This is a genomic window from Duganella sp. AC917, assembly GCF_979258245.1.
The window spans coordinates 4,158,094-4,177,212 of the sequence record NZ_OZ409848.1 but is presented as its reverse complement, the minus strand read 5'-3'; the positions used below and the strand labels follow the sequence as shown (position 1 = coordinate 4,177,212).

The 19,119-nt window shown below is 65.1% G+C and carries 20 protein-coding genes; 8 read left to right on the top strand and 12 right to left on the bottom strand.

Annotated elements, in window-relative coordinates; all coding sequences use genetic code 11:
- Positions 1 to 11 precede the first annotated feature (11 nt).
- Entirely contained in the window at positions 12 to 1,235 is a 1,224-nt protein-coding gene (locus ACZ0BA_RS18125) for an SGNH/GDSL hydrolase family protein (protein WP_463452607.1), read from the bottom strand.
- 97 nt (positions 1,236 to 1,332) lie between these two features.
- Between ACZ0BA_RS18125 and ACZ0BA_RS18120 the strand changes: the two genes are divergently transcribed.
- Positions 1,333 to 2,250, top strand: a complete 918-nt coding sequence (locus ACZ0BA_RS18120) for a LysR family transcriptional regulator (protein WP_463452606.1) — start codon at positions 1,333 to 1,335, stop codon at positions 2,248 to 2,250.
- A 4-nt stretch (positions 2,251 to 2,254) separates the two neighbouring features.
- Here ACZ0BA_RS18120 and ACZ0BA_RS18115 read toward each other — a convergent pair whose 3' ends face one another.
- Together ACZ0BA_RS18115 and ACZ0BA_RS18110 are read right to left on the bottom strand one after the other, a co-directional pair.
- Complete coding sequence (locus tag ACZ0BA_RS18115; protein WP_463452605.1) at positions 2,255 to 2,809, bottom strand: cob(I)yrinic acid a,c-diamide adenosyltransferase; 555 nt, start codon at positions 2,807 to 2,809, stop codon at positions 2,255 to 2,257.
- Positions 2,810 to 2,827: 18 nt separating this feature from the next.
- On the bottom strand, positions 2,828 to 3,385 hold the full coding sequence (locus tag ACZ0BA_RS18110; RefSeq protein WP_463452604.1) for a suppressor of fused domain protein: 558 nt from the start codon (positions 3,383 to 3,385) through the stop codon (positions 2,828 to 2,830).
- Positions 3,386 to 3,522: 137 nt separating this feature from the next.
- Here ACZ0BA_RS18110 and ACZ0BA_RS18105 point away from each other — a divergent pair, with 137 nt between their 5' ends.
- The 3 genes from ACZ0BA_RS18105 to glcF are packed head-to-tail and all read left to right on the top strand — an operon-like array spanning position 3,523 to position 7,375.
- Entirely contained in the window at positions 3,523 to 5,022 is a 1,500-nt protein-coding gene (locus ACZ0BA_RS18105; protein WP_463452603.1) for an FAD-linked oxidase C-terminal domain-containing protein, read from the top strand.
- 10 nt (positions 5,023 to 5,032) lie between these two features.
- Positions 5,033 to 6,127 carry a glycolate oxidase subunit GlcE gene (gene glcE, locus ACZ0BA_RS18100; RefSeq protein ID WP_463452602.1) on the top strand — a complete coding sequence of 365 codons (1,095 nt, stop codon included), beginning with the start codon at positions 5,033 to 5,035 and terminating at the stop codon, positions 6,125 to 6,127.
- Between the two features lie 9 nt (positions 6,128 to 6,136).
- Positions 6,137 to 7,375 carry a glycolate oxidase subunit GlcF gene (gene glcF, locus ACZ0BA_RS18095; RefSeq protein ID WP_463452601.1) on the top strand — a complete coding sequence of 413 codons (1,239 nt, stop codon included), beginning with the start codon at positions 6,137 to 6,139 and terminating at the stop codon, positions 7,373 to 7,375.
- A 17-nt stretch (positions 7,376 to 7,392) separates the two neighbouring features.
- Here the strand turns inward: glcF and ACZ0BA_RS18090 are convergent, their stop codons facing one another.
- The 4 genes from ACZ0BA_RS18090 to ACZ0BA_RS18075 all read right to left on the bottom strand — a co-directional run bounded on the left by ACZ0BA_RS18090 (position 7,393) and on the right by ACZ0BA_RS18075 (position 12,855).
- Positions 7,393 to 9,897 carry a putative bifunctional diguanylate cyclase/phosphodiesterase gene (locus ACZ0BA_RS18090; RefSeq protein ID WP_463452600.1) on the bottom strand — a complete coding sequence of 835 codons (2,505 nt, stop codon included), beginning with the start codon at positions 9,895 to 9,897 and terminating at the stop codon, positions 7,393 to 7,395.
- A gap of 167 nt (positions 9,898 to 10,064) precedes the next feature.
- Positions 10,065 to 10,550: a glutathione peroxidase gene (locus ACZ0BA_RS18085; RefSeq protein ID WP_463452599.1), complete on the bottom strand. Its 486-nt coding sequence runs from the start codon at positions 10,548 to 10,550 to the stop codon at positions 10,065 to 10,067.
- 25 nt (positions 10,551 to 10,575) lie between these two features.
- Positions 10,576 to 11,712, bottom strand: a complete 1,137-nt coding sequence (locus ACZ0BA_RS18080; RefSeq protein WP_463452598.1) for a PilT/PilU family type 4a pilus ATPase — start codon at positions 11,710 to 11,712, stop codon at positions 10,576 to 10,578.
- A 99-nt stretch (positions 11,713 to 11,811) separates the two neighbouring features.
- Positions 11,812 to 12,855: a type IV pilus twitching motility protein PilT gene (locus ACZ0BA_RS18075; RefSeq protein WP_363501451.1), complete on the bottom strand. Its 1,044-nt coding sequence runs from the start codon at positions 12,853 to 12,855 to the stop codon at positions 11,812 to 11,814.
- A 60-nt stretch (positions 12,856 to 12,915) separates the two neighbouring features.
- Between ACZ0BA_RS18075 and ACZ0BA_RS18070 the strand changes: the two genes are divergently transcribed.
- Together ACZ0BA_RS18070 and proC are read left to right on the top strand one after the other, a co-directional pair.
- Positions 12,916 to 13,629: a YggS family pyridoxal phosphate-dependent enzyme gene (locus ACZ0BA_RS18070; protein WP_463452597.1), complete on the top strand. Its 714-nt coding sequence runs from the start codon at positions 12,916 to 12,918 to the stop codon at positions 13,627 to 13,629.
- Position 13,630: 1 nt separating this feature from the next.
- The gene (gene proC / locus ACZ0BA_RS18065) at positions 13,631 to 14,455 is read left to right on the top strand and encodes a pyrroline-5-carboxylate reductase (RefSeq protein WP_463452596.1); all 825 of its coding nucleotides are present in this window, start codon (positions 13,631 to 13,633) and stop codon (positions 14,453 to 14,455) included.
- A gap of 40 nt (positions 14,456 to 14,495) precedes the next feature.
- On the opposite strand, the gene ACZ0BA_RS18060 is transcribed toward proC, so the two are convergent.
- The 3 genes from ACZ0BA_RS18060 to ACZ0BA_RS18050 form a co-directional block, all read right to left on the bottom strand.
- Positions 14,496 to 14,870 (bottom strand): ElaB/YgaM/YqjD family protein, encoded by a 375-nt coding sequence (locus tag ACZ0BA_RS18060; RefSeq protein ID WP_463452595.1) that lies wholly within the window; start codon positions 14,868 to 14,870, stop codon positions 14,496 to 14,498.
- 88 nt (positions 14,871 to 14,958) lie between these two features.
- Positions 14,959 to 15,813 carry a 4-hydroxybenzoate octaprenyltransferase gene (gene ubiA, locus ACZ0BA_RS18055; RefSeq protein WP_463452594.1) on the bottom strand — a complete coding sequence of 285 codons (855 nt, stop codon included), beginning with the start codon at positions 15,811 to 15,813 and terminating at the stop codon, positions 14,959 to 14,961.
- Positions 15,814 to 15,894: 81 nt separating this feature from the next.
- Positions 15,895 to 16,830, bottom strand: coding sequence for a hydrogen peroxide-inducible genes activator (locus ACZ0BA_RS18050; protein ID WP_463452593.1), 936 nt, complete (start codon positions 16,828 to 16,830; stop codon positions 15,895 to 15,897).
- A 119-nt stretch (positions 16,831 to 16,949) separates the two neighbouring features.
- Between ACZ0BA_RS18050 and rfaE2 the strand changes: the two genes are divergently transcribed.
- On the top strand, positions 16,950 to 17,435 hold the full coding sequence (rfaE2, locus tag ACZ0BA_RS18045; RefSeq protein ID WP_463452592.1) for a D-glycero-beta-D-manno-heptose 1-phosphate adenylyltransferase: 486 nt from the start codon (positions 16,950 to 16,952) through the stop codon (positions 17,433 to 17,435).
- Positions 17,432 to 17,725 (top strand): hypothetical protein, encoded by a 294-nt coding sequence (locus ACZ0BA_RS18040; RefSeq protein WP_463452591.1) that lies wholly within the window; start codon positions 17,432 to 17,434, stop codon positions 17,723 to 17,725. The genes rfaE2 and ACZ0BA_RS18040 overlap by 4 nt, the downstream gene beginning before the upstream one ends.
- A 3-nt stretch (positions 17,726 to 17,728) precedes the next feature.
- Here the strand turns inward: ACZ0BA_RS18040 and trmL are convergent, their stop codons facing one another.
- Positions 17,729 to 18,199 (bottom strand): tRNA (uridine(34)/cytosine(34)/5-carboxymethylaminomethyluridine(34)-2'-O)-methyltransferase TrmL, encoded by a 471-nt coding sequence (gene trmL / locus ACZ0BA_RS18035; RefSeq protein WP_463452590.1) that lies wholly within the window; start codon positions 18,197 to 18,199, stop codon positions 17,729 to 17,731.
- Between the two features lie 32 nt (positions 18,200 to 18,231).
- The gene (locus tag ACZ0BA_RS18030; protein ID WP_463452589.1) at positions 18,232 to 19,074 is read right to left on the bottom strand and encodes a ComF family protein; all 843 of its coding nucleotides are present in this window, start codon (positions 19,072 to 19,074) and stop codon (positions 18,232 to 18,234) included.
- Between the last annotated feature and the right edge of the window lie 45 nt (positions 19,075 to 19,119).

Here is a 19,119-nt window from a genome sequence, read left to right as displayed (position 1 = left end):
ACGCGCGACGGTTACTGCAACCCCCTCGTCGCCACCTCTTTGGCCATCGCCTCGTATCCCGCGTCACCGGGATGCAGGTGATCGCCGCTGTCGTAACGCGGCAGCATGCGCGCCGGCCGTGCCGGATCGCGTAGCAGCGCGTCAAAATCGACCACCGCGTCGAACTCCCCGCCGTCCCTGATCCACCGATTGACCTCGCGCCGCACCACGTCTTTCGACGGCGTGTAATAACCTTCAAGCGGCGTGCCTTGCAGCGCGCCCTCGAACGGCAGCAACGTGGCGCCGACGATGCGCACCCCACGCACGCGCGCCTGCGCGATCAACTGACGATACACGGTGATCATGCGCTCCGCCCGCATCGGCGGCTCGTCCGGCGCAAAGGCGCTTTGCGGCCATCCTATGTCATTGATCCCCAAGAGCACCACGACAGTGCCGACACCCGGCTGGCTCAATACATCTTGCTCGAAGCGCGCCGCCGCATTGGCGCCCATGCGATCACCCAGCAAGCGCGCGCCGGAGATGCCGGCATTGACCACCGCAATGCCGTCCGGGCTTAACCGGGTGGCCAGATAATCCGGCCAGCGCCGGTCGAGATCCGGTGTCGAGCCATTGCCATCGGTGATGGAGTCTCCCAGCGCAATCAAAGCGCCCTTGCGATTCGGCGTTTCGACCACGATGGCGCTAAGTAGCGCGCGGCCATGCAGCGGCTGCGCATTCTTCAGCGCCGCCGCTCCAACAGCGTTGCCCTCGGCGATATGGCCGGTCTGCTGCGCGCCCCAATGGAAGGTCTTCAACTGCGTCGCCTGCGGCAGGTACACGCTGACCGCGAGCTTTTCCAGCGCGCCGACGCGCATCTCCACCGGATCGCTGACCAGCGGTGCGCCGGGCGGGATGGTGGCCGTGCGTTTGCCGCCGAAGGTCAGCTCGCGCGCGGAGCCTGCCATGTCACCGGCTCGGGCGACGCGCGCCTCTCCGATGACGAGCGGCCGGTCGCCGTAGCGGTTCGACAAGACGATACGCACGCGCGTCCCGCCGACGCTGATGCGCGCCGTTTCGCGCACGGTTTGCCGCTCCAGCGTGGCGGGAACGGCCGTCGGTAGCGGAAAATCCGCGCCCCAGGTAGCCTGCGGGCTGGCATACCAGCTGGTCACCCAGCCGCCGGATCGGTCGGCGGCAAATGACGGCGCAGCCAGTGCCAGCGCGGCGGCGAATGCGAAATGGTGCAAGGTTTTCATCGTGGGCTCCTGTAAAACTGCACGATAGGCCATTCGAGAAGCCACGGGAAGAGGAGGAAACAGACTATACTTCATTCAAATATCGAATAAGCCACTTATGGATACCATCCGTTCACTACGCTGTTTCGTGCGCGCCGTCGAATTGGGCAGCCTCTCGGCCGTCGCACGCGAAGAGGGCACCACCCAACCGACTGTCAGCAAGTTGATGGCGGCGCTGGAGCGCGAACTGGGCGTGCGCCTGCTGGAGCGCAGTACCACCAGCCTGTCGCCGACATCCGAGGGTGACCGCTTCTATCAGCGCGCGCTTGGCGTGCTGGCGGAATATCAGGAGGCGGTGGCCGAGGCGCGCGGCCAGACCGATACGCCGGCCGGGCTGATACGGGTCAACGCGCCAGCCGCCTTCGGCCAGTTGCGGCTGAACGCGATGCTGGCGTCTTTTCTCGACCTGTATCCGCAGGTCGATATCGAGCTGATACTGGACGACCGCATGGTCGATCTGGTGAAGGAGGGTGTCGATATCGCGCTGCGGCAGGGCCGCGAACTGCCGCCGGACGTGGTGGCGCGGCTGGCCGGCGTCTCGCCGAGGCATCTGGTGGCCGCGCCGTCGTACCTGAAGCGCCACGGCAAACCGCGCCAGCCGCGCGACCTGGCGGACTTCGATTACATCCGCTTCGCCTGGCTGGCCGATGGCGACATGCTGACGCTACACCGGGGCGAGCGGATTGAAATCGTGGCCACGCGCGGCCGCTTTCGCGTCAACCACGCGCTGGCGATCCGCGACAGCCTGGCCGCCGGCGGCGGTATCGGATTGTGTCCATTATGGCTGGTGCAGGATTTGCTCGACAGCGGGGCGCTGGTGCGCGTGCTGCCGCAGTGGGAAGGACAGCCGCAGGCGCTGCACCTGCTGTCGCCGTCGCGCCGCTATCAGCCGCTGCGCGCGCGGCTGCTGCTCGATCATCTGGCGCGGCACATCGCGCAACTGCCCGGCTATTCGGGAATGCCTCCCGCGCGTTGAGAATTCAGCCGCGTTTGCGCTCGTGCTGCCACAGCACGTCGCTGCCGCCGCCGAAGCGATTCAAGACCCGCGACAGCACGAACATCAGGTCCGACAAGCGGTTCACATACTGGCGCGGATGCTCGTGGATGGTCTCCGCCTTGCCCAGCGTGACGATGGCGCGTTCGGCGCGGCGGCACACGGTGCGGCACACGTGCGCCTGAGACGCCGCCCGCGAGCCGGCCGGCAGGATGAATTCCGTCAGCGCCGGCAAGGTGGCGTTGTATTTTTCCAGCAGCGTGTCGAGCCGCTCGACGTGCGCCTCGGTGATCATCTGGTAGCCGGGGATGCACAATTCGCCGCCAAGATCGAACAGGTCGTGCTGGATCGTCACCAGCTCTTCGCGCAAGTCGGCGGGCATGTCCTCACACAGCAGCAGGCCGATATGCGAGTTCAGTTCGTCGACTTCGCCGATCGAATGAATGCGCACGCTGTCCTTGTCGGTGCGGCTGCCGTCGCCCAGACCGGTGGTGCCGCCGTCGCCGGTGCGGGTGGCGATCTTTGAGAGTCGGTTGCCCATGGTGGCTCCTTGTATTGGTTATTTTCCCGCGACGCTGGCGCGCTTCGGGTTATACGGATGGAAGCCCGGCGTGTTCCAGAAGGCTTCGGTGCCCTTGGCCTCGTACAGTGCGATTTCCTCGTCATACATGGGGAACAGGCCGGCCAGGTAAATGGTACGGTCCTGGAGCTCGAACTTGACCTGGTCCTTGTCCATGAACTGCGGACGGTAGACGAAGCAGGCGTTCATCGCGCTGTCCTTCGACATCGGCATATGCAGCGCGAACGACGACTGGTAGGAGAACGGTCGTTTGTTGAAGAATTCCTGCGCGAGGTAGGCCGCGCTCTTGCCCCAGCCTTGATCGGTGGTCTGCAGCGCGAAGCTCAGCTCCGGCTTGCCGTGCACCCAATCCGGATGGCTGGCGCTCGACAGGCCGGCGGTAACGGCCGTCAGCATGCCCTGCGCCGGGAAGTCGGCGAAGTAGAAAATCAGCATGCGCGGACGACCGCTCAGCGTGATCTCGGCGATTTCCGTCGCCTGCCGGTTGAAGCGCCGCTCCAGCGCCAGGAGCCACTCTCTTTCAAAATTGTATTCCATACTATTCCAATGAGTTGATATAGAGACGGCCGGCAGATTATACGCCGCGTATCCGCCTAAGTACCCGCCAAAGATATCGCATGGCCGCACGTTTGTGCTTACAATCGAGGCCCACTCGTGTTTTCAGGCCGCCGTCCATGAACACCGTCATACCCGAAGCGGAAATTCTGGCCGATATCGCCAGCCGTCGCGCGCAGGTTTCTGCGGCGCTGCACCATGTGCTGCCGTCCGGTGCCATCCTGTCGGCGCCGGAGGATACCCGGCCTTACGAATGCGACGGCCTGGCCGCCTACCGCCAATTGCCGATGATCGTGGTGCTGCCCGACAGCGAGGCGCAGATTGTCGCCGTGTTGGGCGTATGCCGCGAGCTGAATGTGCCGATCGTGCCGCGCGGCGCCGGCACCGGCCTGTCCGGCGGCGCGATGCCGATCGCCGATGGCGTGGTGCTGTCGACCGCGCGCCTGAACCGCATCGTGCGCATGGACGCCTACTCGCGTACGGCGGTGGTCCAGCCGGGCGTGCGCAACCTTGCGATCTCCGAGGCGGCGGCGCAGCACCGCTTGTACTACGCGCCCGACCCGTCGTCGCAGATCGCCTGCACCATCGGCGGCAATGTGGCGGAGAACTCCGGCGGCGTGCATTGCCTGAAGTACGGCCTGACGGTGCACAACGTGCTGCGCGTGCGGATGGTGACCATCGACGGCGACGTGGTGGAACTGGGCGGCGAGGCGCTGGACGCGCCGGGACTCGATCTGCTGTCGGTCTTTGTCGGCTCGGAGGGAATGCTCGGTATCGTGACCGAGGTGACGGTCAAACTGATTCCGAAACCGGCGACGGCGCGCGTGATCATGGCGTCGTTCGAGCAGGTGGTGGCCGGCTGCGAGGCGGTGGCCGCGCTGATCGCGGCGGGCATCATCCCGGCCGGTCTGGAGATGATGGACCAAACCTCGTCGCGCATGGTCGAACCGTTCGTCCGGGCGGGCTACGACACCGACGCCGCCGCCATTTTGCTGTGCGAGGCCGACGGCACCGCCGAGGAAGTGGAGGAGGAAATCGCCCGCATGTCGGCCGTGCTGCAGGTTGCGGGCGCCAGCGCGATCGCCGTCTCGCAATCGGAGGCGGAACGCCTGAAGTTCTGGTCCGGCCGCAAAAACGCCTTTCCGGCGGCCGGCCGCATCTCGCCGGATTACTACTGCATGGACGGAACCATTCCACGCAAACGGCTAGGCGAGGTATTGACCGGCATCGCGCAAATGGAAACCAGATACGGCCTGCGCTGCGCCAACGTCTTCCACGCCGGCGACGGCAACCTGCACCCGCTGATTTTGTTCAATGCGAACATCCCCGACGAATTCGAGCGCGCCGAAGCCTTCGGCGCCGAGATCCTGGCGCTGTGCGTGGCGGTCGGAGGCACCATCACCGGCGAGCATGGCGTGGGCATCGAGAAGATCGATTCGATGTGCGTGCAGTTCGCGCCGTCGGAGTTGGCGGCGTTCTTCTCGGTCAAGCGCGCGTTCGACCCGGCCGGCCTGCTCAATCCGGACAAGGCGATACCGACCCTGAACCGCTGCGCCGAATTCGGCAAGATGCGCGTCAGCGGCGGCGCGCTGCCGTTCGCCCACCTGCCCCGGTTTTGAACGGAGCCACATGACTGACGCACTGAACGATTTATCGACCGACTCGTCAAGCGCCATCGCCGCGCAACTTGGCGTGCGCGTTCGCGCCGCCGCAGCTGCCGGCAAGCCGTTGCGCATACGCGGCGGCGGCACCAAGGACTGGTACGGACAGACACTAGCCGGGGAAGTGCTGGACACGCGTGCCTATTCGGGCATCGTGTCGTACGAGCCCACCGAGTTGGTGATCACCGCGCGCTGCGGCACACCGCTGGCCGAGATCGAGGCGCTGCTGGCGCGCCACAATCAAATGCTGGCGTTCGAGCCGCCGCACTTCGGCGTAGGTTCGACAATCGGCGGGGTGGTCGCCAGCGCCTTGTCCGGGCCGCGCCGCGCCAGCGCCGGCGCGGTGCGCGATTTTGTGCTGGGCGCCGTGCTGATGGACGGACGCGGCGAGGGGCTGCGGTTCGGCGGCCAGGTGATGAAAAACGTCGCCGGCTACGACGTCTCGCGCCTGCTGGCAGGTTCGCTCGGCACCTTGGGCCTGATCCTGGAGGTGTCTCTCAAGGTGCTGCCGGTGCCCGTCAGCGAAACCAGCCTGCGGTTCGAGATGAGCGAGATCGACGCGCTGACCCGCTTGAACGAGTGGGCGGGCCAGCCGCTGCCGATATCGGCAAGCTGCTGGCATCGGGGCGCGCTGTCGCTGCGCTTGTCCGGCGCGGGAGCCGCTGTGGACGCGGCGCGGCAAAGGCTTGGCGGCGTAGCGTTGGACGACGGCGCCGCCTTCTGGGCATCGCTGCGCGACCAGTCGCACGAATACTTCAGCGGCGGCGTGTTGTGGCGGCTGTCGGTGCCGCCGGCCGCCAGCGCCATCATCCTGCGCGGCGAGCAGCTTGTCGAGTGGGGCGGCGCCCAGCGCTGGCTCAAGGTGGACGGTTGCGACGCCGCACAGGCGGCAGGCATCCGCAGTGCCGTGGCGGCGGCGGGCGGACATGCGACGCTGTATCGTGGAGGCGATAAGCAGCTTGGTGTTTTTCATCCTCTGGCGCCGGCGGTGGCGAAGATTCACGACCGGCTGAAGCAGTCCTTCGATCCTGCGGGGATCTTCAATCCCGGCCGCATGTATTGACAAGAACCTATGCAAACCAACCTCGCTGATTTCATCAAGAACACCCCGGAAGGCGAAGAGGCCGACGCCATCCTGCGCTCCTGCGTGCATTGCGGGTTTTGCACCGCCACCTGTCCCACGTACCAGCTTCTGGGCGACGAACTGGATGGGCCGCGCGGACGCATTTATTTGATCAAGCAGGTGCTGGAAGGCGCGCCCGTCACCAGCAAGACGCAAACGCATCTGGACCGCTGCCTGACCTGCCGCAACTGCGAGACCACCTGTCCGTCCGGCGTGCAATACGGACGACTGATCGACATCGGCCGCAAGGTGGTCGAGGAGCGCGTCGCGCGTCCGCTGATGGAACGGCTCAAGCGCAAGGTGTTGAAGGAGGGCTTGCCGCGCAAGGCGGTGTTCACGGCGGCCCTGCGTGCCGGCCAGCTTTTCCGCCCCCTGCTGTCGCCGGCGATGCAGGACAAGATCCCGGCCATGACAGGCGCCGGCGCTTGGCCGATGCGCGAGCATGGACGCAAAATGCTGGTGCTGGAAGGCTGCGCGCAGCCGGCGATGGCGCCCAACATCAACGCCGCCACCGCGCGGGTGCTCGATGCGGTGGGCGTGCAGTTGATCGTCGCACCCAAGGCCGGCTGCTGCGGCGCGGTGCGTCATCACCTGAACGATCACGAGGCGGCGCTGGACGACATGCGCCGCAATATCGACGCGTGGTGGCCGTATGTGGAAAGCCGGGCGGTGGAAACGATCGTGATGACGGCGTCCGGCTGCGGCGTCACGGTGAAGGAATACGGGCATCTGCTGGCGCATGACAGCGAGTACGCCGGCAAGGCGGCGCGCATCGCGATGATGACGCGCGATCTGAGCGAAGTCATGCCGGAGTTCGAGGAGGGACTGACGCGCCTCGGCGCCGTCATCAAGGAGCGTGTCGCCTATCATCCGCCTTGTACGTTGCAGCATGGGCAGCAGATACGCGGCAAGGTGGAGGGCGTGTTGCGCGCGGTGGGCGTGGATGTGGTCTTGTGCGCGGAGAGTCATTTGTGCTGCGGCTCGGCGGGCACGTATTCGCTGTTGCAGCCGGAGTTGTCGTTGCAGCTGCGCGACCGCAAGCTGGCGAATCTGGCCGATACGGGGGCGACCACCATCGTCTCGGCCAATGTCGGCTGCACCGCGCATCTGCAATCGGGAACGCAGACGCCGGTGGTGCACTGGATCGAGTTGATCGACCGCGCGCTGGCGGCGCGCAAGCGGCGATAAGGCGCCGGCGCTTTTTCCTACCCCACGAACAAGGGTATCTGCGCGGTGCCGCCGGCCGGCCCCTCTCCATGCAGGCTGACGATAGGCGGTAGCCCTGCTGCGGCCTGCCAGGTCGGCGCCCGGTCGAAAGCGCCTACCCACGCCAGCACCTCGTCCGCCGGCATCGGCCGCGCGATACCGTAGCCCTGTACCAGATCGCAGCCCAGCCGCATCAACATGGCTCCGTGTTCGACCGTCTCGACGCCCTCGGCGATCACACCCAGGCCGAACGACCTGGCCAGGCCAATGACCGCGCTCACCAGATGCAGATCGTCGCGGTCGACCAGCATGTTGCGAACGAAGCTCTGATCGATCTTCAGCACGTCCGCCGGTAATCGTTTGAGGTAGGACATCGATGAATAGCCGGTGCCGAAATCGTCCAGCGCGAAGCTGATGCCCAGCGCCTGGCAGTCCAGCATGATCGTGCGCACGTGGTTGATATCGCTGAGGGCCGACGACTCCAGGATCTCCAGTTCCAGCATGTGCGGCGGCACGTCCGGGAACTCGGACAGGATCGCGGTGAGGCGGTCGACGAAGTCGCCGCGCTGGAAATGACGCGCGGCTATGTTGACGCTGATGACCCAGGCCGGATCGAAGCCGCGCCATTGCTGCAGCTGGCGCAAAGCCTCGCGCAGTACCCACTCGCCGATGTCGACGATCACGTCGCTATGTTCGACGATGGGCAGGAACTCCATCGGCCCGACGATGCCGCGCGACGGATGCTGCCACCGCAGCAGCGCCTCCATGCCGACGATGCGGCCTTTGCGCATGTCCAGCTTGGGCTGATAGTACAGCCGCAGTTGGCCGTCGAGCATGGCCGAGCGCACCTCGGTGCGGCGATTGTGGTGGGTGCGTACCTGCTCGTCGAGGTCCGCGTCGAAGAAGTGGAAACGGTTGCGGCCCATGATCTTGGCCTGGTACAGCGCCTGGTCGGCGTGGCGCAGCAGGCTGTCGGCGCTGATCTCGTTGCCGGTGTAGACGGCGATGCCGACGCTGGCCGACATGGCCACCGCCTGGCCGTCGGCCAGGTAGTCGCGCGACAGCGCCGGCATCAGCCGGTCCAGCGCCACCTCCACGGCGGCGCGCGAATGCATCTCCGGCAGCAGCAGCACGAATTCGTCGCCACCCAGGCGCGCGACGTAGTGGCGCTGGCCGGCAAAATCGTGCAGGCGGCTGGCGACCTGCTTGAGCACCTCGTCGCCGACGGATTGGCCCAGCGTGTCGTTGACCTGCTGGAAGTGGTCCAGATCGAACAGGCACACGGCCAGCAGGTAATCCTGCGCGCGAGCGCGCGCAACCTCGTTTTCGAAGCGCGCCGCCAGCGCCGCGCGGTTGGGCAGGCCGGTGAGCACATCGTGGTTGCTTTGCCAGGAGATCTGCTGCATCAGCTGGCGGCGTTCGGTCACGTCGCGGAACACCAGCACCGAGCCTTGCACCTCGCCGTGGGCGGCGCGGATGCCGTTGGCCGTGTACTCCACCGTGAAGGTCTGCCCGGTGCGGCTGCGCAGGCTCTGATTGCCGACCTTGACCACGTCGCCGCCTTCGTAGATGCCCGACATCGCCTTGAGCAGCGAGTGCTGGCCGAAGTTATTCGCCAGGACGAACACCTGGTGCAGTTCCATGCCGCGCGCGAGCGGCTCGGACCAGCCGGTGAGGCGCTGTGCGACGTCGTTGATCGATTCGATCCTGCCTGTGAGGTCGGTGGTGATGACGGCGTCGCCGATCGACGCCAGCGTCACCTCGATGCGCTCCTTTTGCGCCTGCAGCTGTTCCTGTGCGACCAGCGTGCGTTTCAGCTGTTCGCTCAACTCCTTCTCGCTCGCTTGCAGCCTGCCCACCAGCGCCTGCACGCGCTGCGCCATGTTGTTGAAGGTGACCGCCAGCATGCGCGCCTCCAGCGTGCCGCCAACCGGCAGGCGCACGTCATGTTCGCCGCCCTGGAAGCGCCGGGTGGCGTCGTTGAGGCGCTTGAGCATGCGCTTGTTGGCGAAGATGATAATGCCCAGCAGCGTGTAGATGACGGTCACGTTGAGGGCGGTGATGACCATCTGCTTCCAGACCGAGGCCCACACGCCCGCCACCGGCAAGGCGGGATCGAATTCGAGCACCAGGCTGGCGGTGCCGATGTAGATGTGGCGGCGGATCGGCTTGAGCGGGTGCAGCCTGGCGAACCACGCGGGGACGTCGGACCGCGGCAGCGGCGGTCGCAGCGCCTCGAGGTGGCCGCCGGCGAAGTCGACGCGGGCGGCGGCCAGGTCGGGACTGAGCAGCAGCGCGTCGGCCAGCGCGCTGTCGATGGCGGCGCGGTCGGGCACGGCCAGCGCCGGCAGCAGCGCCTTGTGCAGATAGATGCCGATGTCGCTGGCGTCCTTTTGATAGCGCGCGTCGGCGCTCGCGGTCTCCGCCTGGAACAGCAACGTGTAGCGGACGCCCACCACCATGGCGATGATGATAAAAATGGGCACGAACAGGCGGGAATACATCCCCATCCGCAGCCACGGCGACAGTAGTTTTCCAAACACGGACATAGGTACTTGATTCGATTGGAAAGGGCCAGGGCCCATTATTACCGAAAAGTTTAACCTAAAGCACGTTTTTCGGATGACAATTGCAGAACTTACATGATGTACTAGACAAGTTTTACACGCTTTTATTCTGCTAGCAGCTTCTCGATGTCCGCGATCAGGTCTTCCGGCTTGGTGGCGGGGGCGTAGCGGTTGAAGACGGTGCCGTCCTTGCGGATCAGGAATTTGGTGAAGTTCCACTTGATCGCCTCGGTGCCGAGGATGCCCGGCGCGTCCTTCTTGAGCTGGACGAACAGCGGGTGCGCGTGTTCGCCGTTGACATCGATCTTGGCGAACAGCGGGAAGGTCACGCCGTAGTTTTTTTCGCAGAAGGCGCCGATTTCGTCGGCCTGTCCCGGCTCCTGCGCGCCGAACTGGTTGCACGGGAAGCCGAGCACCGTCACGCCCTTGTCCTTGAACTGCTGGTAGACCTGCTCAAGCCCCTTGTACTGCGAGGTGAAGCCGCACTTGCTGGCGGTGTTGACGATCAGCAGGACCTGGCCCTGGTACTGGCGCAGGTCCACGGGGGCGCCGGTCAGGCTGTCTGCGGAGATGTCGAAGATGGTGCTCATGGAAGTCCTGGTGAAATGGTTGGGATTAGATCAGGCCCAGATGTTCGGTGCCGGCCGACAGGTCGCGGTTGGTGGCCGCCTTGCCTTCCAGCTTGATAGCCAGGCGCAGATCGTTCACGGAATCGGCGTTGCGCAGCGCGTCCTCGTACGTGATGATATCCGCTTCGTGCAAATCGAACAGCGACTGGTCGAATGTCTGCATGCCCAGCTCGCGCGACTTCTTCATCAGCTCCTTGATCTCGTGGACCTGGCCCTTGAAGATCAGGTCCGAGATCAGCGGCGAATTGAGCATGATCTCGATCGCCACCGCGCGGCCCTTGGATTCCTTCTTCGGGATCAGGCGCTGCGAAATCATGCCCTTGAGGTTCAGCGACAGGTCCATCAGCAGCTGCTGGCGGCGCTCCTCGGGGAAAAAGTTGATGATGCGGTCGAGCGCCTGGTTGGCGCTGTTGGCGTGCAGCGTGGCCAGGCACAGGTGGCCGGTCTCGGCGAAGGCGATCGCGTGGTCCATGGTTTCGCGGTCGCGGATCTCGCCGATCTGGATCACGTCGGGCGCCTGGCGCAGCGTGTTTTTCAGCGCGATGGCCCAGTCGTCGGTGTCGACGCCGACCTCGCGCTGGGTCATGATGCAATTCTTGTGCGGGTGGACGTATTCGACCGGGTCCTCGATGGTGATGATATGGCCGTAGCTGTTCTCGTTGCGGTGGTTGACCATGGCCGCCAAGGTGGTCGACTTGCCGGACCCGGTGGCGCCGACCATGATCACCAGGCCGCGCTTGGCCATGACGACGTCCTTGAGCACCTCGGGCAGGCGCAGGTCGTCGAGTTTGGGAATCTCGCTGGTGATAGTCCGCAGCACCATGCCGACCGAACTCATCTGCACAAACGCCGACACCCGGAAGCGGCCCAAGTCGCCGGGGCTGATGGCGAAGTTGGCTTCTTTGGTCAGCTCGAACGACGCAGTCTGCTTATCGTTCATGATCGAGCGGGCCAGGTCGACGGTGTGGGCGGCGGTCAGCACCTGGGACGACACGGGCGTCAACTTGCCGTCGATCTTGATCGCTGGCGGGAAGCCGGCGGTGATAAACAGGTCCGAGCCTTTTTTGCTGGTCATCAACCTCAGCAGATCGAACATGAATTTGGAGGCCTGGTCGCGTTCCATGATATCCCTTCAGAACGGGGTCAAGTCTGTCATTCGGACACGAGCTGTACCGCCACGTGTCGAGTCCGTGTCCGAATGACAGACTTGACCCCAGTAGTTTTAGCCGGGGAAGTTGTCCGGGGTTTTGGCGGCGCTGCGGGCGGCGGCGGCGGAGATGACGTTGCGCCGCACCAGGTCCGTGAGGTTCTGGTCCAGCGTTTGCATGCCGACGTTGCTGCCGGTCTGGATCGCCGAGTACATTTGCGCGATCTTCGATTCGCGGATCAGGTTGCGGATCGCCGGCGTGGCGACCATGATCTCGTGCGCGGCCACCCGGCCCGAGCCGTCCTTGGTCTTGAGCAGCGTTTGCGAGATCACCGCTTGCAGCGATTCCGACAGCATCGCGCGCACCATTTCCTTTTCGTCGGCAGGGAAGACGTCGACGATGCGGTCGATCGTCTTGGCCGCCGACGACGTGTGCAGGGTGCCGAACACCAGGTGGCCGGTCTCGGCCGCCGATAGCGCCAGGCGGATCGTTTCCAGATCGCGCAACTCGCCGACCAGGATGGCGTCCGGGTCTTCCCGCAGCGCCGAGCGCAACGCGTTGTTGAACGACAGCGTGTGCGGCCCAACCTCGCGCTGGTTGATCAGGCATTTCTTCGATTCGTGGACGAATTCGATCGGGTCCTCGATCGTGAGGATGTGGCCGTATTCGTTTTCGTTGAGGTGGTTGACCATCGCCGCCAACGTGGTCGATTTGCCCGAGCCGGTCGGGCCGGTCACCAGCACCAGGCCGCGCGGTTTGAGCGCGAATTCGGCAAAGATCTTCGGTGCGTTGAGCTCTTCGAGGCTGAGGATTTTCGACGGGATCGTGCGCAGCACCGCCGAGGCGCCGCGCTCCTGGTTGTAGGCGTTGACGCGAAAGCGCGCCAGTCCCGGTATCGCGAACGAGAAGTCGACTTCGAGCATCTCTTCGTAGGCCTTGCGCTGGCCGTCGTTCATGATGTCGTAGATCATGCCGTGCACTTCCTTGTGCTCCAGCGGCGGCAGATTGATGCGGCGCACGTCGCCATGCACCCGTATCATCGGCGGCAGCCCGGCCGACAGGTGCAAATCCGATGCCTTGTTCTTGACCGAGAATGCGAGTAGTTCGGATATGTCCATTTATAATCCCTGCCTGGCGTTGGTGTGATGACGCTTACCGCTGTCTTTTACTGGATGATTATGTCTCCGATCCCCCAAAACTTGCAAGCAATCACCGCGACTATCGTTGCCGCCGCTCAAGAATCCGGCCGGCCGGCGCCCACGGTGCAGCTGCTGGCCGTGTCCAAGACTTTCGGACCGGAAGCCGTGCTGGAGGCGGTGCGGGCCGGCCAGCGGGCCTTTGGCGAAAATTATCTGCAGGAGGCGCTCGACAAGATCGCGGCGTTGCGCGCGCAGCCGGAGGTCGCAACCCTTTCATTGGAATGGCATTTCATCGGGCCGATCCAGAGCAACAAGACGCGGCCCATCGCCGAGCATTTCGATTGGGTGCATACGGTCGAGCGGGAGAAGGTGGCGCAGCGCCTGTCCGAACAGCGTCCGGCCGGCATGGCGCCGCTGCAAATCTGTTTGCAAGTGAATATCAGCGGCGAGGCCAGCAAGAGCGGCGTCGCCCCGGAAGAGGTGGCGGCGCTGGCCCACAAGGTCGCGGCGCTGCCGAAACTGACGTTGCGCGGCCTGATGGCGATCCCCGAGCCGGCCGTGGAATTCGACCAGCAGCGCGCCGCGTTTGCGCAGTTGCGGAAGTTGTACGAGCAATTGCGCGCCGACGGCCTGGCGCTCGATACGCTGTCGATGGGCATGTCGGCCGACCTGCGCGCGGCGATTTTCGAGGGCGCGACCATCGTGCGCGTCGGCAGCGCCATTTTTGGAGCACGAACTTACAACAAGGCTTGATATGAAGATTGCATTTATTGGCGGCGGCAACATGGCCGCCGCGTTGATCGCCGGGCTGGCCGGCAAGTTGACCGCCGGTGCGGACATCCATGTGGTCGATCCGAATCCGGCGTCGCTGGCAAAGCTGTCCCAGCAACATGGTGTGACGACGGCCACCGCCGCCGACGCCGCCGTGGGCGCGGCCGACGTGATCGTGCTGGCGATTAAGCCGCAGAGCATGCGCGAGGTGGCGGCGCAGCTGCTGCCGTTGCTGGATTCGTCCAAGCAGACCTTGATCGTGTCGGTCGCGGCGGGCATCCGCAGCGCCGACCTGTCGCGCTGGCTGGGCGGCTATGGCGCCATCGTGCGGTGCATGCCCAACACGCCGGCGCTGATCGGCATGGGCATCACCGGCATGGTGCCGTCCGCCGGCGTGAGCGCCGCGCAAAAGCAGACCGCCGACGATATCCTGCGCGCGGTCGGACCAACCGTGTGGCTGGACGATGAATCGAAGATCGATGCGGTGACGGCCCTCTCGGGCAGCGGCCCGGCCTATGTGTTTTACTTTATCGAGGCGATGCAGCAGGCCGCCGGGGAGCTGGGCCTGAGCGCGGAACAGGGCACGCAGCTGGCGCTGGCCACCTTTGCCGGCGCGGCGCAACTGGCCAACCAGTCGAGCGAGCCGGTGTCGCTGCTGCGCGAGCGGGTGACGTCAAAAGGCGGCACCACTTACGCGGCGTTGACCAGCATGGAGGACAGCGGCGTGAAGGCGGCCATCGTGACGGCGGTGAAGGCCGCCGCCGCGCGTGGCAAGGAAATGGGCGACGAGCTGGGCGCGGCGAACTAAAGACCAACAAGGCCGGCCGCGCGCCAGGCCGGACGCGCGTTTATCGGCGCGACACCAGAATGCCGATGAGCACGCCAACGGCCGCGCCCACGCCGACCGCTTTCCACGGATTGTCGCGCACATAGACGTCGGCGTTCTGCGCGACTTCGTGGCTGCGGGCGATGACGCTGTCCTCGAGCTTGCGCAGGTCGGTCTTGGCGGTGCGCAGCGTGTCCTCGAAGCGGGCGCGGACCTCGGAGGCTTTTTCGCTGACCTGTTCGCCAGCATCGCTGAGGAAATGTTCCGCTTCGCCGATGGCGCTTTTCAAGCCGTCCATCAGCTTGTCGCGCGCCGCGCCGCTGGCGGCCTGGCCGTCGGCGACGCCATTACCGTTGCCGTTGCTGATACCGTTGCCGTTCTGATGAGTCTGATCCATGGTGGTGACCTCCTGTCTGTGGCTCGTTGAAAGGGGATAGCCAGTGTAGGCGCCGAATGCGGAACGCTCTTGCGCTGGCTCAATCGTTTCAGCGCAGCGCGTAATCGACGGCAATACCGGCGAACACCGCTGCACCCAGCCAGTTATTATGGCGGAAAGCGTAAAAACACGCGTCGCGCTCGCGTGCGCGGATGAGTGTGTAGTGATACAGCGCGATGCCGGTGGCCACCACCAGGCCGGCGACGAACCACAAACCCAATCCCAACTGCAAGCCGCACACCAGCAACAGCGCCAGGTGCACGCCGTAGCACAGCATGACGGCGGCGATATCGTAGCGCCCGAACGTGATGGCCGAGGTCTTGATGCCGATCTTTAAGTCGTCGTCGCGGTCGACCATCGCATACTCGGTGTCGTAGGCGACCGCCCAGAAGACGTTGCCCAGCAGTAGCAACCACGCCACCGGCGGCACGGTGTTCTGGATCGCGGCGAACGCCATCGGGATGCCGAAGCCGAAGGCGATGCCCAGGTACGCTTGCGGGATGGCGAAGAAGCGCTTGAAGTACGGATAGGTGCCGGCAATGATCACGGCCGCCACCGACAGTTGCTTGGTCAGCGTGTTGAGCGGCAGGATCAGGCAAAACGAGACGATGGCCAGCGCGGCGGCGATCGCCAGCGCTTCCTTGCCGCTGATGCGGCCGCTGGTGATGGGACGCTGCGCGGTGCGCTTGACGTGCTTGTCGATATCCTGGTCGGCGTAGTCGTTGATCGCGCAGCCGGCCGAGCGCATCAGCAGGGTGCCGAGCGAGAAAATCAGGATCAGCTTCCAGTCCGGTTTGCCGTTGGAGGCCAGCCACAACGCGCACAGCGTCGGCCACAGCAGCAGCAGTGTGCCGATGGGTTTGTCCAGTCTGACCAGGCGGAAATACAGCTGCAGCTTGTTCATCGATTGCGTCGCTTGAAGGGAAAGATGGGCATTATCGCAAATCTTTCCCGGACGGTCGTCGGACGGCCGGGGACACCCGGTTTATTCGTCGTTGCAGAGGGTGGTGATGCCGGGCAGGTTGCAGGAGGCGACAACCTCGCAGACAGCGTCGATGGCGGCCTTGCGGGTGAAGCTCTTGCGCCAGACGATGACCACGCGGCGCGATGGCTGCGGCGCGTCGAAGTTGCGGAATTGCAGCATGCCTTCGGTGGTGTTCATGTCGGGCACCGAGGCGCGCGGCAGCACGGTCAGGCCGATGCCGCTGGCGACCATGTGGCGGATGGTTTCCAGCGACGAACCTTCGAAGGTGCGTTGCATGCCATTACCGGGCGCCGAGAAGCGCGCCATTTCGGGACAGACTTCCAGTACCTGGTCGCGGAAACAATGTCCGTTACCGAGCAGCAGCATGTTTTCTGTCTTGAGGTCGTCCGCCGGGATGGTCTTGCGCTTGGTCCACGGATGCTGGGCCGGCATGGCGACCACGAACGGCTCGTCGTACAGCGCCTGCATCGCCATGCCGTGATCGGGCAGCGGCAGCGCCATGATGGCCGCGTCGAGCTCGCCCTGGCGCAGCATTTCCAGCAGGCGCACGGTGAAGTTCTCCTGCAATATCAACGGCATTTGCGGCACTTTGTCGATCATGCCCTTGACCAGCGGCGGCAGCAGGTAAGGGCCGATGGTGTAGATCACGCCCAAGCGCAGCGGGCCGGCCAGCGGGTCTTTATTTTGTTTGGCCAGTTCCTTGATCGCGGCGGTTTGCTCCAGCACGCGTTCGGCCTGGGCGACGATTTGCGCGCCCAGCGGCGTGACCGAGATCTCGGCGCCGCCCCGTTCGAACAGCACCACGCCCAGCTCGTCCTCGAGTTTCTTGATGGCGACCGAAAGCGTCGGCTGCGCGACGTAGCACGCTTCGGCGGCGTGCCCGAAGTGTTTCGCCCTCGCAACGGCTACGATATATTTCAGTTCGGTCAGAGTCATGAATCTATTTGAACACAGGCAATGTACAGATGCAATAATTGTGGGACAACAAAGATCATTGTAGCGGAATGGTGTCGATATAATGCACCATGGCAGCGCAAACCGACGAAAAGACCCACATGCCCCAATTTGAAGACAAGATTTGCACCCGTGAACAACTGGCCGCGCGCGTGGCCGCGCTGCCCAAGCCGGTGGTGCTGACCAACGGCGTATTCGACATCCTGCACCGCGGCCACGTCACCTATCTGGCGCAGGCGCGCGCGCTGGGCGCGTCGCTGGTGGTGGCCGCCAACACCGACGCGTCGGTCAAGCGGCTGGGCAAGGGCGACGACCGCCCGCTGAACAACTGCGCCGACCGCATGGCTGTGCTGGCCGCGCTGGAGTCGGTCAGCCTGGTGGTCGATTTCGACGAGGACACCGCGCTGGAAGTGGTTCAGCAGGCGCGGCCGGAAATTTACGCCAAGGGTGGCGATTATCGGATGGATGCGATTCCGGAAGGTAAGGCGGTACTGGCTTACGGCGGGCAGGCGATCGCGATCGATTTCGAGCATGACCGCTCGACCACCAAACTGTTGACCAAGGTGCGCGCGCAGCGTCCGGCATGAGGCTGCTGCTGATCGCCTTGGCGGTGCTGGTGTTTATCGGCGTGCTGTGGGGGCCGGTGACGTACGTGGCGTGGCGGCTCTGGCAGCGCGGCGACGCGGTCGCGTTCCAGCAGTTGCGGTTCATGCTGCCGGCGCAGCTGATGGCGGCGGTGGCGCTGGCCTTCGCGGCCGATGTGCTTGGCATGCGCAATCCTCCGGCGCTGTTTGCCGCCTCGACCATCATCGTCAGCGCCGTCGGCACGGGCGCGCTGGCGCTGGCGCGCTACGTCGCCAGGCGGCGCGGACGCTGAATCTCAGGCGCCGCCGGCGTAACCGTTCTGGCGCCAGGCTTCGAACACCACCACCGCCACGGTGTTGGACAGGTTCAGGCTGCGGTTGTCCGGACGCATCGGCAGACGGATGCGCTGGGCCGGCGGGAAATTCTCGCGCAGCGCCGGCGGCAGGCCGCTGGTCTCGGAACCAAACACAAACACATCACCCGGCTGGAAACTGGCCTGCGCGAACGGCGACGAACCGTGCGTGGTCATGGCAAACATGCGCGACGGGTCCGGCTGCAGGTCCGTCAAAAACGCCTGCCAGTCGGCGTGCACCTTCATCTTGGCGTACTCGTGGTAATCCAGCCCGGCGCGCTTCATCTTCGAATCCTCCAGCGGGAAGCCGAGCGGTTCGATCAAGTGCAGCTGCGCGCCGGTATTGGCGCACAAACGGATGACGTTGCCGGTGTTCGGCGGAATTTCGGGGTGGACCAGTACTACATGAAACAAGTTGTTCTCCTCATGACAATTCAATGCGACATTCAATGCGGCGGCGTGCGCGCGAACACCAGGTTGCTCACGCGCGCGGCGCCGTGGCGCTTCAACGTGGTCGCCAGTTCGTCCAGGGTGCGGCCGCTGGTCATGACGTCGTCGACGATGCCGATATGCCTGCCGCGCACCAGCGCGGCGTCCGGCACGGCGAAAGCGCCGGCGATATTGCGCTGGCGCTGCTCCGGCGCGACGCTGCTTTGCGCCACCGTCTCGCGCACCCGGGCCGTCAGACGCGGATGCAGCGCGACGCCGAGGCTGCGCGCCAGCGGCCGGGCGATTTCCAGCGCCTGGTTGTAGCCGCGCTCGGCCAGCCGGCGCGGTCCCAGCGGAACCGGACAGATCAGCGCAGGCAACACGAAGCCGGGCTGCTGCAAAACGGCGTCGCGCAGCAGGCGCGCGAACAGCGTGGCCAGCGCCAGCCGGTGGCCGAATTTCAGTTGCAGCACCAGTTGGTCGACCGGCATCGCGTAGTCGGCCGCCGTCAGCGTGACGTCGAAGGCCGGCGGATTCGTTGCGCACAGGCCGCACAACGGAGGGCGGGAGGCGTCGCGTGCCGCTTCACCGCTGTGGCCTTGGCGGTCCCGCGCCAGCGGCGCGCCGGGCAGCGGATTGGCGCAGCAGCCGCAACGCGCGAGCGCAACATCGGCGCCGAAAAACTGCGCGGCGCAGGCCGGGCAGAGCGTGTGGTCGCTGCCAAGGCCGCACAACGCGCACGAGGTCGGCAGCAGCGATCGCAGCAGTCTGGCGCTGGTGCGCCGCAGCAAGCCACCGGCCGGACCGGCGCTGGCGCCGCGTCGCCTGTCCGTTGCTTCTTCGATCAGTTTGTCACGCATGCCACGCTCCCGGCAAAAAACGCGGGCCTTGGGCGTCGCGTTTGC

What these genes read in the sequence shown, in the direction of transcription:
- ACZ0BA_RS18125 (WP_463452607.1), bottom strand. Translation starts at nt 1,235, where the DNA reads ATGAAAACCTTGCACCATTTCGCATTCGCCGCCGCGCTGGCACTGGCT.
- ACZ0BA_RS18120 (WP_463452606.1), top strand. Translation starts at nt 1,333, where the DNA reads ATGGATACCATCCGTTCACTACGCTGTTTCGTGCGCGCCGTCGAATTG.
- ACZ0BA_RS18115 (WP_463452605.1), bottom strand. Translation starts at nt 2,809, where the DNA reads ATGGGCAACCGACTCTCAAAGATCGCCACCCGCACCGGCGACGGCGGC.
- ACZ0BA_RS18110 (WP_463452604.1), bottom strand. Translation starts at nt 3,385, where the DNA reads ATGGAATACAATTTTGAAAGAGAGTGGCTCCTGGCGCTGGAGCGGCGC.
- ACZ0BA_RS18105 (WP_463452603.1), top strand. Translation starts at nt 3,523, where the DNA reads ATGAACACCGTCATACCCGAAGCGGAAATTCTGGCCGATATCGCCAGC.
- glcE (WP_463452602.1), top strand. Translation starts at nt 5,033, where the DNA reads ATGACTGACGCACTGAACGATTTATCGACCGACTCGTCAAGCGCCATC.
- glcF (WP_463452601.1), top strand. Translation starts at nt 6,137, where the DNA reads ATGCAAACCAACCTCGCTGATTTCATCAAGAACACCCCGGAAGGCGAA.
- ACZ0BA_RS18090 (WP_463452600.1), bottom strand. Translation starts at nt 9,897, where the DNA reads ATGTATTCCCGCCTGTTCGTGCCCATTTTTATCATCATCGCCATGGTG.
- ACZ0BA_RS18085 (WP_463452599.1), bottom strand. Translation starts at nt 10,550, where the DNA reads ATGAGCACCATCTTCGACATCTCCGCAGACAGCCTGACCGGCGCCCCC.
- ACZ0BA_RS18080 (WP_463452598.1), bottom strand. Translation starts at nt 11,712, where the DNA reads ATGGAACGCGACCAGGCCTCCAAATTCATGTTCGATCTGCTGAGGTTG.
- ACZ0BA_RS18075 (WP_363501451.1), bottom strand. Translation starts at nt 12,855, where the DNA reads ATGGACATATCCGAACTACTCGCATTCTCGGTCAAGAACAAGGCATCG.
- ACZ0BA_RS18070 (WP_463452597.1), top strand. Translation starts at nt 12,916, where the DNA reads ATGTCTCCGATCCCCCAAAACTTGCAAGCAATCACCGCGACTATCGTT.
- proC (WP_463452596.1), top strand. Translation starts at nt 13,631, where the DNA reads ATGAAGATTGCATTTATTGGCGGCGGCAACATGGCCGCCGCGTTGATC.
- ACZ0BA_RS18060 (WP_463452595.1), bottom strand. Translation starts at nt 14,870, where the DNA reads ATGGATCAGACTCATCAGAACGGCAACGGTATCAGCAACGGCAACGGT.
- ubiA (WP_463452594.1), bottom strand. Translation starts at nt 15,813, where the DNA reads ATGAACAAGCTGCAGCTGTATTTCCGCCTGGTCAGACTGGACAAACCC.
- ACZ0BA_RS18050 (WP_463452593.1), bottom strand. Translation starts at nt 16,830, where the DNA reads ATGACTCTGACCGAACTGAAATATATCGTAGCCGTTGCGAGGGCGAAA.
- rfaE2 (WP_463452592.1), top strand. Translation starts at nt 16,950, where the DNA reads ATGCCCCAATTTGAAGACAAGATTTGCACCCGTGAACAACTGGCCGCG.
- ACZ0BA_RS18040 (WP_463452591.1), top strand. Translation starts at nt 17,432, where the DNA reads ATGAGGCTGCTGCTGATCGCCTTGGCGGTGCTGGTGTTTATCGGCGTG.
- ACZ0BA_RS18030 (WP_463452589.1), bottom strand. Translation starts at nt 19,074, where the DNA reads ATGCGTGACAAACTGATCGAAGAAGCAACGGACAGGCGACGCGGCGCC.